Origin of the sequence: Ohessyouella blattaphilus, from assembly GCF_024721265.1 — a bacterium.
Taxonomy (GTDB): Bacteria; Bacillota; Clostridia; order Lachnospirales; family Lachnospiraceae; genus Aequitasia; species Aequitasia blattaphilus_A.
Genome location: NZ_JAMXOC010000004.1, coordinates 44,496 through 59,232, shown reverse-complemented (window position 1 = coordinate 59,232; position 14,737 = coordinate 44,496). Strand labels below are relative to the sequence as shown.

Below are 14,737 nucleotides of genomic sequence, written 5' to 3'. Positions count from 1 at the left end.
ACTAATTCCTTTCATCGTAAGCCTTTAAGACCTTTGCTACCAGTTCTAAATCCGAAGGATAATCTACATATTCATGGCCGATTTTCATCGAGGCTTCGTGGCCTTTGCCAACTACCGCGATAACGGCCTTCTCAGGAGACGAAGAGAAGGCGATCTCAACAGCCTGGCTTCGCTCCTCCACAATCTGAAACGGCTTATGCTTAATATACTTGCCGATTTCCTCGCAGATATCTCGCACCTGTTCGATACCTGGCTCATCGGCCGTTAAGATAATCTCATCGGCGTACCGATCGGCGGCCTCACCTAAGTCTTTGCGTCTGCCGAAGGCTTTTCCCCCAGGGGTTCCGAAGACTGCGATGATGCGGTATCCTGGATACTCTTTTTTCAGTGAAGAAAATAGCTTTTCAAAGCTTAATTTATTGTGAGCGTAATCGACGATGCCGATTTTATTCCCGTCTTTCCCATGGAAAATCTCCATCCGCCCCTTTACCCTGGCCGTCTTTAAGCCAGTATAAATCTCTTCCTCAGAGAATCCTAAGGCGTTAGCTGCGGCCATAGCGGCTAGTGCATTCTCGATATTAAAAAGTCCTGGCATCGCTAGCTCATAGGTCTTTTCTGCGCCTTTTGCGACGGCTTTAAAGCGGCTATGCTCTCCCACCTTCTCGATATCTTTGCCATAATAATCGGCAGTTTTATCTTCTAAACTAAAGGTAATTGTCTGACTGGCATTCTTCGCGGCCTCGAGAGCCCTGACGCGCTCACCGCCGTCTAGGTTGACGATCGCCGTCTGGGTCTGCTTAAACATCAGCATCTTTGACTGAAAGTAATCTTCAAAATCTGGATGCTCGATAGGGCTAATGTGATCCTCGGAAATATTAAGGAAGACCCCGATATCAAAGTCTAGTCCTTCCACCCGGTGGTACTTAAGGGCCTGAGAGGACACCTCCATCACCATGTATTTCACCCCGTTTTGTACCGTTTGATATAGATACTTCTGGAGCTCTACCGACTCTGGTGTGGTATTATGGGCCACCGCTTCTGTCTTACCATCATAAGTACAGATAGAGGATAGAATCCCGCAAGGGGCTTTTTGCTCAATAATATTCTTTAGGTAAAAGGCGGTAGTCGTCTTTCCCTTAGTTCCGCCAATACCGATAACCTTTAAGTCTTTGGCCGGTTCGTTGTAAAAAAGAATGGCCTGTCTTGCCATCACCTGGCGAATGTCGCTGACGATGATACAGCTCATGCCTGCACCCGCCTGATACTCCTTTTCACTAATATAGCAAAAAGCTCCTCTCTCTTTTGCTTCTTGTAGGTACGCTTCTTTAAAATTCGCGCCTTTACAGATAAAAAGAGTTCCTGGAGCTACTTCTTTCGAGTTATAGGTAAGACCGGTTACTTCTTGCTCTTCTTTACCCAGAAGAGCACTTTTGGTAACCGTCCCGTATTCTCCTGCCACTTCAAGGTATTTCTTAAGAGGATAAAAGTTCATACTTTGCATTACTCCTTATATTCTGCGCCTGAGCGGATAATCGACTCCCGCACTAGGACGTCCATGGCATCCAAACAGCGTTCGGAAACCTCATGGGATTTCTTATAGACTGAAAGCTCCGTACAGGCGAGAATCACCACGTCGCAACCATTTTTTACCAGCTCTTCATAAATCCGGTTGAATTTCTTCTTATCTCCCGGAAGACCGGCCTTAATCTCTTCATAAATCAGACTCATCACTTCCACTTGCCGCTTCTCACTGGGAATCATCGCTTCTACCCCTAGCGCTTCGCAGGCCTGGTGGTACACTCTAGCTTTCACAGTACCATCGGTTGCCATAATGCCGATTTTGTGAACGTCTTCAAAATTATTAACGGCAAACTTGACGCTTTCTTCTACCATATTGATGATGGTGGCCTTGGTCTCTGCCTGGATTTTTTCGTAAAAATAGTGTGAGGTATTACAGGGAATGGCAATGTTAGACACCCCCATGGCTTCTAATGTCTGGGCGTCTTTTACCAGCTTCTTAATAATATCCTGGTCGTCCCCGCTAAGAATAGCCTGGGTTCTATCTGGCATCGAGGCGTGGCTTAAAATCACCATATCGATATGATCTTGATCCTTTGGCGCATCCGTATGGGCAATCACCTGATTATAATAATAATCCGTGGCTTCTGGTCCCATACCCCCAATGACTCCTAGTAGCTTCTTTTCCATCCTGACTCCTTAATATTTGCGGTAATTAATATAGTGTCCTACATGTACTCGCGCTAGGCGATACAGGCGTCCTAACCGATAATCCCCTTTATTAAAGGTAGGATTCACCATTTTTCCTTCCTGAATCAGCTTTTTCATCGCCTGAATATTGGCAGGCTGCTTAATCTGACTAAAGGCCACTGACTTTGGCACCACCATCCACAAGTGCGCGTCTTTCGCTAGCTCTAGTGGGTGTTCGTGTCCATAGACATAGTCTTCCACTAAGTATTTGGCAATGTTAAAACCAGAGCCCGTCACGTAGTAATTACTTCGTCCTTGTCTCGTATTGATTTCAAAGAATTTGTATTTCTGATCCCTAGTATCGTATTTAATATCAAAGTTAGAGAAGCCAACGTAGCCGATATCTTCTAGCATGGCTTTCGTCTTTAGCATCAGCTCTTCATTAAATTCGGTGATAATCACCGTGTGATTGCCTCTACCGGTAGGGTGGTGATCTTCTAGAAGCACGTGGCCTAAGCACATCATCTCCACCTTTCCTTGTTGATTGGAATACGCCGTCAACACGTACATATTTTCGTCATTTCCCGGAACGGTATCCTGAATAATCAATGGACTTTCATACCCGTGATCGTAAATCAGTTGAATACTTTTATCCAGCTCCGCTTTATTATTGATAAAATATACCTTCTCCTGACCTTCATAGTGGCTATCCCAGTAGGTTACACTTTCAGAAGGCTTTAAGATCACCGGATACTCAAAATCTAGTGCAAAGTCTAGGCTCATCCCTTTCTTATACACATAAGTAGCAGGATAATCGAGACCGTGCTTTTCACACAGCTCATAGAAATAATCTTTCTTCTGAAGGTTCTCCATCATTTCGTAATCCACATGAGGAACCACGGCATTTTCTGGCACCTGGTATTTGTGCTTGCCAATCATGGCAATATAATTATCACCACAACCAATAAGGAAAACCTTCTGGTCGTGATGTTCCTTGCAAAACGCTTCCACTTCGCGCATAAAGCCGGCATCGGTATCGATATCTGGGGTAATGTGGTATTCTAAGATTTTGCTTTTATAGCTAGGGCCGGAAGCAAACTTCCCGAACACGTGGGCCTTTACCTGATACTCTTCATAAAACGCTCTAGAAACACTGTATGTATTAATATCTCCCCCAAAAATCATGGGGACAAATTCTCTCTCAATAAATTCCATGTTCTCCTCCTGAAAACGTCTCTTTTTGCTAAAAACTCAATGTCTCATTATAGCCTAGTAGAAGAGATATTTCAAGTTTTCCCACCGGGCGTGGATCATTTTTCCAATTGGTATTTATACAGCCCTTTTTCGCCTACTTGGGGACATAACCGTACGGAAAACACTTCTTTTAAGGCGCTGTTATTGTAGATTTCCTCTGACCTTCCCTGACAGATAAGCTCACCGTCAGCTAAGACCACCACTTCCTCAGCGAAGGAAAAGGCCTGAGGCAAGTCGTGAGCCACCATAATAATGTGCTTCCCTTCTTCTTGTAAGCTTTTTAGCAGATTCATAACTTCCAGCTGATATTCTACGTCCAGAAATGTGGTCGGCTCATCCAATAACAGATACTTGGTATCTTGAGCAATCATCATGGCAATATAGACCCGTTGCCGCTCACCCCCGGAAAGACTGCGCATCCGCCGATAGCGCAAGTCGCTTACATCGGCTCGGATAAGAGCTTCTTCGACGATCTGGCGATCCTCAGCACTCATCTGCTTTCCAAAGCCTAGATAAGGGAAACGGCCGTGAGAGACTAACGTCTCCACGTCAATATCCGGTAGAGGACGCTGCTGAGGAAGCAGAGATAACTGCTGGGCCCGTTCCTTCCTTGGTAACTTTTTTATTTCTTTATTGTCGATTTTAATACTGCCCTGGTACTCTAATAATCCAGCTATCGCCTTTAACAAGGTGGATTTCCCACTGCCGTTGCGACCGATAATCACGGTAAATCCAAGACGTGAAGTAGTCAGGCTTAACCCTTTTAAAATCGTCTTTTGTTCCAGACTGACGGAGACATTTTCTAAAGTGATCATTGCTCTACCCTCCTTTTGTGCTTCAGGATTAGGAAGAGGAAGAAGGGCGCTCCTAAGAACGACAGAAGAATCCCCACCGGTAGCTCAAAGGGGCGAAAGAGTACCCGGGCTAGCAGATCACAGCCTAAGACTAAGACGCTGCCGGCGAGTGCCGTCAGCGGAATCAACCGGCGATGATCCGTGCCGATTACCATTCGCACAATGTGGGGCACAACTAACCCCACAAAGCCTAAGAGGCCGCCGATACAAGCACTGGCTCCTGCCAGTAGCGCCGCCAAAAATAGCAATAAGAAACGAAATCGTTTCGTATGTAACCCTAAGGACTCCGCCATCTCATCCCCTAGAGATAGCACATTCATCTGCTTACCAAAAAGCCAGGCTGCAAGCAGACTTACAATTATAAGGGGCCACACGTAGATAAGTACCCGTCCCTGAGTATGGGCAAAGCCACCGATAAAGAAACTGGTGCGGTCCATCACACTGTCAGGATAAAGGGTCACCAAGGTATCGCTACCAGCACTTAAAAGACTCGAGACAGCTACCCCCGTAAGAATAATCTTGCTCCGGGACCCTTCGGTCTTTCTGGCAATCATGAAGACTAAAAGAGCGGCCAAGAGAGCGCCAATAAAAGCGAAGACGGTCTTTGCCATAAAGCTTCCGGGAAAGAAAATCGCGGCTGCCACCACCAGAAAACCGGCGCCTGAATTCACCCCGATGGTCCCTGGCGCTGCCAGTGAATTATTAAGAGCACTTTGTAGTAGCATCCCGGCAACTGCCAGACCACTACCGCAAAGAACGGCCCCTACACTTCTAGGCAGGCGAATTAAGCGAACGATATTGCCGATTACCGCCTCCCCTTCTCCGTAGAGAAGATAGCCCCACGTTTCCTTTAGCTGAAAGCTAGAAGCGCCTAGAGAAAGGCTCAAGAAAAAGAGGGCTACCAGTATCACTAATAGCCCGATGGTGATGCCCCAGATATTCTTAATAGGTGTCCGGATAGACTGTTTGGAGGATGCCCGCATACGCCTGTACCCACTTTTCATTTGGTTTATAGTGATATAGTTCCTTCTCTAAGAAGACGACACGGTCGTTCTGTACCGCCGTAAGGGTCTGCCACGCCGGGTCTGCCTCTAGATTAACTCGAATATTCTCCTTGGCCTTCTCTTCATCTCCCATGGTGAGAATAAAGATATAATCCGGATTCGCTTCCAAGATCGCTTCTAGAGAAAGCTCCTCTAGCATAAGTCCCGTCGTCTCTGTCACATTGGTTATACCGATGTGTTCAAAAATATCGCACACTACATGCTCGCCTGAGATAGCGTTTAACCCTGAAGAAAACACCCGCATGAGTAACGCGCTTTGCCCTTTCTCCTCTTCCGGAACTTTAGCAATTAGCTGATCAATCTCATCTCGTAAATCCGTTCCGTATTCCTTATAGCGTTCCTTTTCACCGGTAAGCTCAGTAAAATCTAAAAGGGCCTCTAGATAATCATCAAAGGATTCTATTTTAAGCTCGTAATAAGCAATTTCCGCTTCCTCTAAAGCAGCCACCACTGGCTGATGGGCGCCTAAATCCTCTGAGACTAGGACCAGATCTGGCTCTAATCCGAGAATCATCTCCAGATTCGGCTTTTGCACCGTGCCGATTTGCTGATAATCCTGACTTAAACTCACCCGCGCTTTCATCTCTTCATCAGTGGTGACATCCGTTGTCACACCCATTAATTCCCCACCTGCTAGACTCCACAGGTTGGCCCAGGAAAAAGATAACGCCACCACTCGCTTCGGTCCTGCTGACTCTACCTGGGTACTACTAGCTTCTTCTTGTTCCTTTTTACAACCGGTAAGGAGACCGACTCCTAATACCATGATTACCAGTGCCACTACTAACCTCTTCATTATACATCCTCAATTCTATATGTCTTTTGCCCGCTCAACGTGCTCTGCGTAAAGCTTCTGTATTTCCAATAGGGACCCTAGCCCTGCTTCTATCTTTACTAGCTCATAGCCGGCTGCTGCCAAGCGACTAGCAAAGGAATCTGACCCTTCCCCGAAGATATCCCTTTTTGTGTGACTGCCAGCCACCACCATTAGCGGCCACAGAACCACTTTCTTTATTTTCCTATTGGCTAATATCTGTTTCACTTCGGCGACTCCAGGCTTAGCTATTAAGGTACCCACTACAAAGGGCTTATCTACAAAGGCCTTCTGTAGTTCCTGATAGACTCTATTTCCGGCCTCGTCCCTACTACCGTGTCCGACTAACACTGCGACGGCATCCTCTTGCAAGCACTTTTGACCCTCTCCTGCAAGAATTTCCGCCACCCTCAAGACATCTGTACTCTCTGCTAAAAGCGGTGGTCCCACTTTTAAGATCTGAAAACTTTCTTTATAGGAAGACAGGTGCTTGCACATCTGATTATACTCTTCTCCGTACAAAAGAAAAGTAGGCTGAACGATTACTTCTTTTACACCTTCCCTTTGGAGCTGCTCTAAAGCTTGAGCTACCGTCTCTACAGTTAGCTGATGGCGCTCCTTTAAGGCTTCGATCACCCGTAAGCTGATATACGCCCTACGGATAATAGCTTGGGGATATTGTCTTCTAATGTATTCTTCAATTGCTCCTAACGTCTCTTGGTTATTATCTGGGTAAGTCGAACCGAAGCTAACGACTAGGACTGCTTTTGGCTGATTCATATGCATCCTCTTTTTTCGTTTCATAATCTCAATTATTCTAACATAACCAACACTGTGGTACAACCAAAGTCCCTTGCTTTTACCCTAGCTTTCCCGTATCATGACAGTGAAGCAAATAACTGAGGAGAAATGATTATGGAATCCGAACAAAACAAACCCCACCAGCGCCGTAAGCGATATAAAGGAACCCATCCCCGGCGCTATGAAGAAAAATATAAAGAACTAGCCCCTGAGCAGTATCCTGAGACGGTGGCTAAGGTCATTAAAAAAGGGAGCACACCTGTAGGTATGCACCTGTCTATTATGGTAAATGAAATTATCTCGTTTCTTGAAATCAAGCCTGGACAGATAGGCCTTGATGCCACCCTAGGCTACGGCGGACATACCGAAGCCATGCTAGGATGCCTAGAGAAGAAGGGGCACCTATACGCCCTTGACGCTGACCCTCTAGAGCTTGCTAAAACGAAAAAGCGACTTCAGAATCTGGGCTATGATGAAGACATCTTAACGACGATTAACACCAATTTTGAAACCATCGATGAGGTAGCAAAGGATGCTGGGAAGTTTGATTTTATTCTTGCTGATCTAGGTGTCTCGTCAATGCAAATCGATAATCCTGAGCGAGGCTTCTCATATAAGAAAGAAGGTCCTCTTGATCTGCGCCTTAACCCCTTAAAAGGAACATCTGCGGCCCAACGCTTACAGGAATTGGATGAAGACGAGCTAACGGGTATGCTCTTAGAAAACGCCGACGAGCCTTATGCTGAATTGATTGCCAAAAAAGTCATGCTTGAAATCAGAAAGGGCACAAAGATTGATACCACTACGAAGCTTGCCGAGATCATCGCTGCTGCTCTGGCGCGTATCAAGGTTCCCGATAAGGAGGAGGCCATCAAAAAGTCCTGTCAGCGCACCTTCCAGGCCCTGCGAATAGACGTGAATAGTGAATATGAGGTTCTTCATAATTTTCTAGAAAAGCTCCCTCATGTTCTGGCTCCTGGTGGTCGCGTAGCGATTCTGACCTTTCACTCTGGCGAGGACCGCCTGGTTAAAAAATCATTTAAAAAGTACAAAAAAGAAGGCCTATACCGCGACGTTGCTGACGAGGTAATTAGACCTTCTAAAGAAGAATGCTTACAAAATGGACGAGCAAGATCCACTAAGATGCGTTGGGCGATTAGAGATTAATCGCCTAATAGCATCTCCAAATCCGCGAGCGAAACATCCATGCGCACGGAGACTTCGCTCATGGTCATGCCCCCATCAAGAAAGCGGCGGACCACCATCTTCATGTTCTCACCCACCTCGATAATGTGGCCATCCAAATCGTAAAAGCGAATCGAGCGTTGTCCCCAACCGGCTTCTTTCACCCCATCTCCAAGATACTTTATATCACTTCTTGCATGTAACACCTCGATAAAATCATCGAAATTATCCTCTTCGAAATATAACTCCATATTGTGCGGAGCGCTTTTAATCTGCTCCTTGGGAAGGTCGAGCAGCCAATCAAATTCTTGCTGTAAGGATAATCCCCCGTGAAAAGAAATGTTAATACCGTAGTCCTGAAACACGGTAAGACCAAATAGCTCCTCGTAAAACTTTCTTGCCTGCTTCACATCGCTTACGGCAATACATACACCTTCATATTTCATTTAATTTTCTCCTATTGTCAATTTTTTAGTGACGCGTCCGTCCACTGAGATAAAGAACAGACTGATTAATAGCGTGGCTCCTTCGGTGATTGGTGCCGCCAGCCAGATCCCAGTCATTCCCAGTAATGGTGGTAACAGAAAAATACAGATTAGCAGCAAGACAAGTCCCCGAGCAGAGGATATAATCGCTGACTCCATCGCCTTCCCGATAGAAGTAAAGTAAAAAGAGGTAATGGTATTGATACCGGAAAACAGAAAAGATATGGCAAATAAGAGCATGCCGGATTGCACCATCTGTTCTACCGCCTCACTTTTTACAAACAGACCACCGTACCACTGGCGCCCGATTAAGACTAGTAAAAAAGTCAAGATGCCGGCACCTAGCACCATTTGATTCGTCAACTTCCGTAGCTTTATAGCGAGCGCTCTTTCTCTGGCGCCGTAAGTAAAGCTAATCAGCGGGCTTGCTCCTTGCCCAAAGCCGATTAAAACCATGCTAAAGATATACGACAGATACCCGACGATAGTAAATGCGGAGACACCGTCCACACCGATATACTTTAGAATTACATAATTATAAGCAAACATAGAGATACTAAGAGACATCTCCCCTACAAACTCCGAACTCCCATTAAGAAAGGTCTTTACGAGGGTTTCCCTGGAAAAACGGAACCTCTGGAAGGTATACACCGTTGCTTTTTTCCGAAAATAGGAAAGCACCCACATTAAGCCGATAGCGGTTGCGATTAAGGAAGCGGCCGCCACCCCGCGGACACCCCAGCCTAGAAAGCGAACGAAAAGGTAATCTAGGAGCCCATTAATTATTAACGTGAGAATACTTACCTTCATGTAATACTGAGGATTGCCTTCGCCTCTAATAAACATGCCACAAGACGAATTAATGACCATCAGCGGTAGCTGTAACAGCAGCACATAGTAGTAATCTTTGAAATAGCCACTCACCTGAGCATCGGCATTTAAGAGCCCAAGCAGAGGCTGAATGCAAAAGTACATAATCACGCTAAGTAAAATCGTAATCACTGTCACTGTGCAAATCGTCTGGTTGAAGACGTCCTTACACTTCTTAATTTCGCCAGCGCCAAGGGCCATGCCCGCAATAGCGATGCCGCCCACTGAGACCATCAAGCCGACTGCCAGAAAGAGGTAGATAATCGGTAATCCCAGATTGACAGCCGCCAACCCTTCTTTTCCCACATAGTTTCCGATAAAAAAACCGTCTACCACCGTAATCAGTGAAGTCAGTATCATTGCGATAATCGCTGGCAGAGCGAACTCTAAAATAGATTTTCGTTGATGCTTGCGAATAGTATTTAAGTTCATTTTCACTTTCTCCTTTTCCTTTTATGCTAGGCAAAAGTATAAAGGAAAAAGCAATAATAAACTTCTGAAATTGTGCTCTATTTTATAGGTGTGCAAATATCGATTTCCATATAGTCCCCGTCCACCTTGCGATAAATCTCAAACCCATACCGTTCATCAAGAAAATGCCCGCTCTGGGGAAGCCAAACGTTATATAAGCTTTGGATGCCGTGATAAATCTGGTCCACCATCCCCTTAAAGTGATAAATGGCGAACTTGCCACCCTTTAGATAACAAGTTGGTGATAATGGTGCCTCTTCTGGTACCGTCATATATAAATCATACAAGCAGGAATCGGTGTCGGTAATTACGGGATCGTCATAAGTACATTCCATTAACAAAGTTTCCTCCGTTCGGTAAGTCTTATGCTTTTCCAGAAATTCGCACCAGTGCTCCGATAAACTCTTATAACTACCTTTATGTCGATCGTAGACTACGTAGTAGTCTGGTAGCTGCTCGATGGTAATTTTGCGCTGACAATCGGCAAACGACTCCCAGTCCGGTAAAGTATTGTTAAAAATTGGATTCGTTCGTGACCTCTCCAAAATCGTTCGCCGGAAATGCACTGGCGAAACGTCGTAGTGTTGCTTAAAAGCCGTGCTATAATTTGAAGAACTATAGCCATAGCTACCACTAATTTTGGTAATACTTCGGTCTGGCTCAACCTTTAAGCGAAAGGCGCTTTGCTCGATTTTGAGACGCTTCACAAACTCGTAAATGCCCTCTCCCGTCTCGGCTTTAAAGAGCCTTGATAAATGATGCTTTGAAAAATGGCAATAAGCAGCAATCTCATCCACATGAATCGGCTCACCGATGTGAGTCAATATATAATCGATAGCTCGACTAATCACTTCGTTTTTAATCATGTACTCAGCCTTCCTATTATTGAAACTCGTAGGTAGGATACTCTTTATCAAAACGGTATCCTAATTTTGCCGATAAGGATAATGACTCTTTATTATACGCATCCCAGCTAGGATAAAGCCCCCGACTAAGGCACTCCAAGATTAGTTTGGCGCCACACGCTAACGCTAGCCCTCTGCGCCGCTCATCAACGCGGGTATCAATTTCAATCTCAATTCCTTCGGAGTAATACGTAAAAGACGAAGCGCCGGCAACAATTTCGCCCTCCTTTAGAGCCACAAATCCCAAGCCATCTTTTAGGAAGCGCTCGCTATCCCCATAATTTGCACATAAATCTCTGGCCCAATCGATCGTCATAATTTCACTAAATAAAGACTGATCGATAGCCTTTAATGTATAGGGTTCGACCAATGAGGATACGATTTCCTGTAGTTTCGCCGTATCGAAGGCCTCTTTCTCCTTCTTCGTAGCGTAGCGCATCCGCTTCTCGACCTTCTCTCCATAGGTCTCAACGATGGCCTTCTCCCATTGGGGATTCTGGGGAATCATGTCAAAAGAATAGTCGAAATTATTTTTGATCAAATCGTAATTCACTTCTCCCGCCAAAAAGCTATAGGGTCCGATGATGATTTGTGCCGATGCCGGTTTCTCTAAGTCGTCTGCATAGGCAACTCCCATGCAGTCGTCTAAGCAGGACCAAATCATCGTTTCCTCCCACCCGGCATAAAGTGGGGCTATCGTTTTTTTATCCGTTACTTGGTAAATCGCCATATTAATTATTTGCTCCATATCTTTGCTCATACACTTCTTTGGGTATGGGAATGATACAGAAAGGATGTCCCGACACATCAAGCATGACCTTCCAGTCACTGGATAATTGGTTTTCGGCCATTGTCGCTCCGCACTCTATGGCGTAGGCAATCTTCGCCTCAAATTCATCCGCTTTCACATAAAAATCCAGATGAACCATTTGCTGTTGTTCTGTCTTAGTGGGTGGCCACACTGGTTTTCTGTAATCAGGATTCTCCTGGAAAACTAACGGTGTTTCCGAAAAATCGTCTTTGATCACGGTAATCCATTTTTCACCGTCATGCATTTGAACATTCATCTTCCACCCTAATAACTTGGCATAAAAATCCGACAACGCATCAATGTTGTCACTGTCTAATACGATTGCTCCTAATCTCATTTTGTTTCTCCTTTCTCTCTATACATATGTTTGTAAAGAATTCGGTTCTCTTGTAGCAAGCAAATGCTAAAAATAACTTCAAACACTATCATCATTAACGCCAAAATGTATGATGGAAAATTCAAGCCGATTATTAATGCACAGATCGGAATGATTACCGATAACATCAAATACGCTGTTGATTTATATAGCCAGCTGTATGGCATAAGGTGCGCTCCAAATATCATCGCAATGACCATCAACATTTTGTCCGGTATAGTCGGATAAATCCACATAGCGATTAAAAGGTATAGCATTTGATTGACAGAGAATAGGATACCCAAATTGGTAAGCGGGTTTTCCTTGTTTTGAAAATCAACCCTGATGAGTTTAGATATAAAGAAGGCTATTGGTAGAAGTGGTGCTGTGCAACAAAACGTATACAAGTTTTTTGTAAGCACAGGAATATTCATAATTTGTACACCAAGAACTGCACTCCATATCACTATCGAGGCTAAAATGAAATGTAAGCCCTTTTTCTGTTTAATAGCACAATCAATTCTTAATTCCTCCAGCTCATGAAAGTGTTTCGTATCCCCTTGATTGTTCATATCTCTCATCTGAATCCTTCCTAAACCTTGTATTTCCTTAGTTACGTTCTGTAAAAGTAAGTACGTAGCCATCTACGTCGGTAATGGCAAACTCTTTCGCCCCATAAAAAGAAGTATGGAGTTCTGTGTAAATGGAGTGCTTTGTCTTTAATTCATTATAAAGTGCCTCTAGGTTATCCACAACAATATACAGGCTAACCGATGGCTGCACCGCCGGTGTCTTTAGAACCGGGTACTCCTCAATAAAGTTGTTTTTTTCCTGCATCATTATCATTAGCTGATCTTTAGAAAGAATTGCAAATTGCAACTCATTATTTTTGCCAGGTACAGATGCGACCTCCGAAAATCCCAGCACCTCTTTATAAAAGGCCATCGCCTTATCCACACTTTTCACCATTAGATTTGTTGTCATCGCTTTATACATACGTTATTTCCTCCTTAGTTTTTTCTTCATTCTACAAGGTCACTAAGAAGACGTATTGTAAAAACGCGTCAAGATTGGTACGTACGAATAAGCTCTAAGGGTGTTATCCCGATATTGCTCTTAAAGTCCCTAATAAAATGAGGCTGGTCGTAGTAGCCGGCCACATTCAAAATATCGGATGGCTTCGCTTTGGGAGAGGTGAGAATTTCCATACATTTATGAAAGCGGACAATGCTTAATGCCATCTTGGGCGTAATCCCATAATGCAATTTGAATAATCGTTGGCATTGACGGGGGCTAAGGTGAAGCTCTTTACAAAGTTCTGCCACCGTTGCCGGCGTTTTCTCTGAGAGTTGATGAAATAATAAGGTAAACTGATCTGGGGTATTGCCCTTAGTGCAGCTCATGAGAGCTTTCCTAAAATACGCTTTCGCCTGGGCAAACGGCAATGAGAAAAAATACCCGCTATCAAAATCCGTAAACACGGTTTCTATTGGCAAGAAATTGTCCATGGCAGCAGTAGCCGGAAGTCCGGTCAGCTGATGAAACGCTCCGGGCATCATGCGAACCCCAAAGGAACGGCTTGGCAATTCAAGTTCAAAGTCAAACACCGTTCTGCTCATACCGGCAAAGCCGATGCTCTTTTCATCAAAGCTCGCCACCAAATCGATACAAGCATCCGTAGCGATAATGTTTGATGCGGATAGTTTCGTCTTTGTTAGCGGTTGCATTTCCCAGTAGCAGATTACAAACCCTCCGTATTCATCGGCAGATTCCTCGGTATACCTCATATTTTGCGAAAACTCCATGTTTAATAGATATGGTATTTGGATTGGATAATACATCTGGTCACCTACTTACAGATTATTGTGAATTTCGTTTCTAAAAGCCCATCTTTGAAAGCCAAACAGAAAGGACTTCCTCTCGGGCTTTCCAGTCTTGTTTTTCTGGATCGTACTTCTCCTGCGGATACTCACCGGCTATATGACCATCCATCATAAATAACACCCGGTCCGCCCTAGCGGCTACTTTGGCGTCGTGAGTAACTAACACGACGGTTGTCCCTGTAGCATTAATACTCGCCAAGATATCTAGTACCTCTGCCGTAGCGGAAGAATTGAGGGCACCCGTAGGCTCGTCGCCAAAAAGGATATCCGGCTTATTAATAAGAGCTCGGCAGATAGCCGCGCGTTGAAGCTGGCCGCCTGAAGCCTGTGTAATGCTGTTTTTGGCAATGTTACTTATACCTGTTTGCATCAGCAGCTCTTCCCCCCGACTACAGATCACGTCCTGGCTCTCCTTATTCGCCTTGTAACCAGGAAGTACAATATTGTCAAGGATGCACAAATTTTTAAGTAGATTGCTTTGCTGAAAGATAAAGCCCATTCGGCTTAGGCGAAGCGCTGCTAACTCATCCTCGGATAGCGTTGTAAGTTCCTTTTCATCTAGTTGCACCAATCCTGAAGTCGGGCGATCCATGCCACTGATAGCGTAGAGCAATGTAGTTTTTCCCGAACCTGACGGTCCCATAATGGCAACGAATTCACCACGATCGACTTGTAGCGATACGTCCTGTAGCACCTGGATATCGTTATTCTTGTCCTGAGCATAGGTTTTATTGATGTTTCTTGCTTTTAAAATTGTCTTCATCATTTCCTCCACGC

The 14,737-nt window shown here is 44.8% G+C and carries 17 protein-coding genes; 1 reads left to right on the top strand and 16 read right to left on the bottom strand.

Annotation, left to right across the window (positions count from 1 at the left end; translation table 11 throughout):
• Window position 1: 1 nt before the first annotated feature.
• The 7 genes from NHH16_RS04705 to NHH16_RS04675 all read right to left on the bottom strand — a co-directional run bounded on the left by NHH16_RS04705 (window position 2) and on the right by NHH16_RS04675 (window position 6,974).
• Entirely contained in the window at window positions 2-1,492 is a 1,491-nt protein-coding gene (locus tag NHH16_RS04705) for a Mur ligase family protein (RefSeq protein WP_262068453.1), read from the bottom strand.
• Window positions 1,493-1,500: 8 nt separating this feature from the next.
• A complete protein-coding gene (gene cuyB / locus NHH16_RS04700; protein WP_262068452.1) occupies window positions 1,501-2,208 on the bottom strand; it encodes a cysteate racemase in 708 nt (235 codons plus the stop codon).
• Window positions 2,209-2,217: 9 nt separating this feature from the next.
• Window positions 2,218-3,423, bottom strand: coding sequence for a carboxylate--amine ligase (locus tag NHH16_RS04695; protein WP_262068451.1), 1,206 nt, complete (start codon window positions 3,421-3,423; stop codon window positions 2,218-2,220).
• A 95-nt stretch (window positions 3,424-3,518) separates the two neighbouring features.
• Window positions 3,519-4,277 (bottom strand): ABC transporter ATP-binding protein, encoded by a 759-nt coding sequence (locus NHH16_RS04690; RefSeq protein ID WP_262068450.1) that lies wholly within the window; start codon window positions 4,275-4,277, stop codon window positions 3,519-3,521.
• Window positions 4,274-5,299, bottom strand: coding sequence for a FecCD family ABC transporter permease (locus tag NHH16_RS04685; protein WP_262068449.1), 1,026 nt, complete (start codon window positions 5,297-5,299; stop codon window positions 4,274-4,276). The genes NHH16_RS04690 and NHH16_RS04685 overlap by 4 nt, the downstream gene beginning before the upstream one ends.
• Complete coding sequence (locus NHH16_RS04680) at window positions 5,259-6,176, bottom strand: ABC transporter substrate-binding protein (protein WP_262068448.1); 918 nt, start codon at window positions 6,174-6,176, stop codon at window positions 5,259-5,261. Before NHH16_RS04680 ends, NHH16_RS04685 begins: the two co-directional genes overlap by 41 nt.
• Window positions 6,177-6,191: 15 nt before the next feature.
• Window positions 6,192-6,974, bottom strand: coding sequence for a sirohydrochlorin cobaltochelatase (locus NHH16_RS04675; protein ID WP_262068447.1), 783 nt, complete (start codon window positions 6,972-6,974; stop codon window positions 6,192-6,194).
• A 135-nt stretch (window positions 6,975-7,109) separates the two neighbouring features.
• Between NHH16_RS04675 and rsmH the strand changes: the two genes are divergently transcribed.
• Window positions 7,110-8,162, top strand: a complete 1,053-nt coding sequence (gene rsmH, locus NHH16_RS04670) for a 16S rRNA (cytosine(1402)-N(4))-methyltransferase RsmH (RefSeq protein ID WP_262068446.1) — start codon at window positions 7,110-7,112, stop codon at window positions 8,160-8,162.
• Here the strand turns inward: rsmH and NHH16_RS04665 are convergent.
• The 9 genes from NHH16_RS04665 to NHH16_RS04625 form a co-directional block, all read right to left on the bottom strand.
• Complete coding sequence (locus tag NHH16_RS04665; protein ID WP_262068445.1) at window positions 8,159-8,626, bottom strand: VOC family protein; 468 nt, start codon at window positions 8,624-8,626, stop codon at window positions 8,159-8,161. The two genes, rsmH and NHH16_RS04665, sit on opposite strands and share 4 nt — an antisense overlap.
• The gene (locus NHH16_RS04660) at window positions 8,627-9,967 is read right to left on the bottom strand and encodes an MATE family efflux transporter (RefSeq protein WP_262068444.1); all 1,341 of its coding nucleotides are present in this window, start codon (window positions 9,965-9,967) and stop codon (window positions 8,627-8,629) included. It abuts the gene before it with no gap.
• Window positions 9,968-10,044: 77 nt separating this feature from the next.
• Window positions 10,045-10,872 carry an AraC family transcriptional regulator gene (locus NHH16_RS04655; protein WP_262068443.1) on the bottom strand — a complete coding sequence of 276 codons (828 nt, stop codon included), beginning with the start codon at window positions 10,870-10,872 and terminating at the stop codon, window positions 10,045-10,047.
• A 16-nt stretch (window positions 10,873-10,888) separates the two neighbouring features.
• Window positions 10,889-11,671 carry a GNAT family N-acetyltransferase gene (locus tag NHH16_RS04650; protein ID WP_262068442.1) on the bottom strand — a complete coding sequence of 261 codons (783 nt, stop codon included), beginning with the start codon at window positions 11,669-11,671 and terminating at the stop codon, window positions 10,889-10,891.
• A complete protein-coding gene (locus NHH16_RS04645) occupies window positions 11,643-12,059 on the bottom strand; it encodes a VOC family protein (protein WP_262068441.1) in 417 nt (138 codons plus the stop codon). The genes NHH16_RS04650 and NHH16_RS04645 overlap by 29 nt, the downstream gene beginning before the upstream one ends.
• Window positions 12,056-12,658: a DUF7010 family protein gene (locus NHH16_RS04640; protein ID WP_316043924.1), complete on the bottom strand. Its 603-nt coding sequence runs from the start codon at window positions 12,656-12,658 to the stop codon at window positions 12,056-12,058. Before NHH16_RS04640 ends, NHH16_RS04645 begins: the two co-directional genes overlap by 4 nt.
• A gap of 28 nt (window positions 12,659-12,686) precedes the next feature.
• Window positions 12,687-13,073: a VOC family protein gene (locus NHH16_RS04635; RefSeq protein ID WP_262068440.1), complete on the bottom strand. Its 387-nt coding sequence runs from the start codon at window positions 13,071-13,073 to the stop codon at window positions 12,687-12,689.
• A 68-nt stretch (window positions 13,074-13,141) separates the two neighbouring features.
• On the bottom strand, window positions 13,142-13,918 hold the full coding sequence (locus NHH16_RS04630; protein WP_262068439.1) for a helix-turn-helix domain-containing protein: 777 nt from the start codon (window positions 13,916-13,918) through the stop codon (window positions 13,142-13,144).
• A gap of 37 nt (window positions 13,919-13,955) precedes the next feature.
• The gene (locus tag NHH16_RS04625; protein ID WP_316043923.1) at window positions 13,956-14,726 is read right to left on the bottom strand and encodes an ABC transporter ATP-binding protein; all 771 of its coding nucleotides are present in this window, start codon (window positions 14,724-14,726) and stop codon (window positions 13,956-13,958) included.
• Window positions 14,727-14,737: the final 11 nt, after the last annotated feature.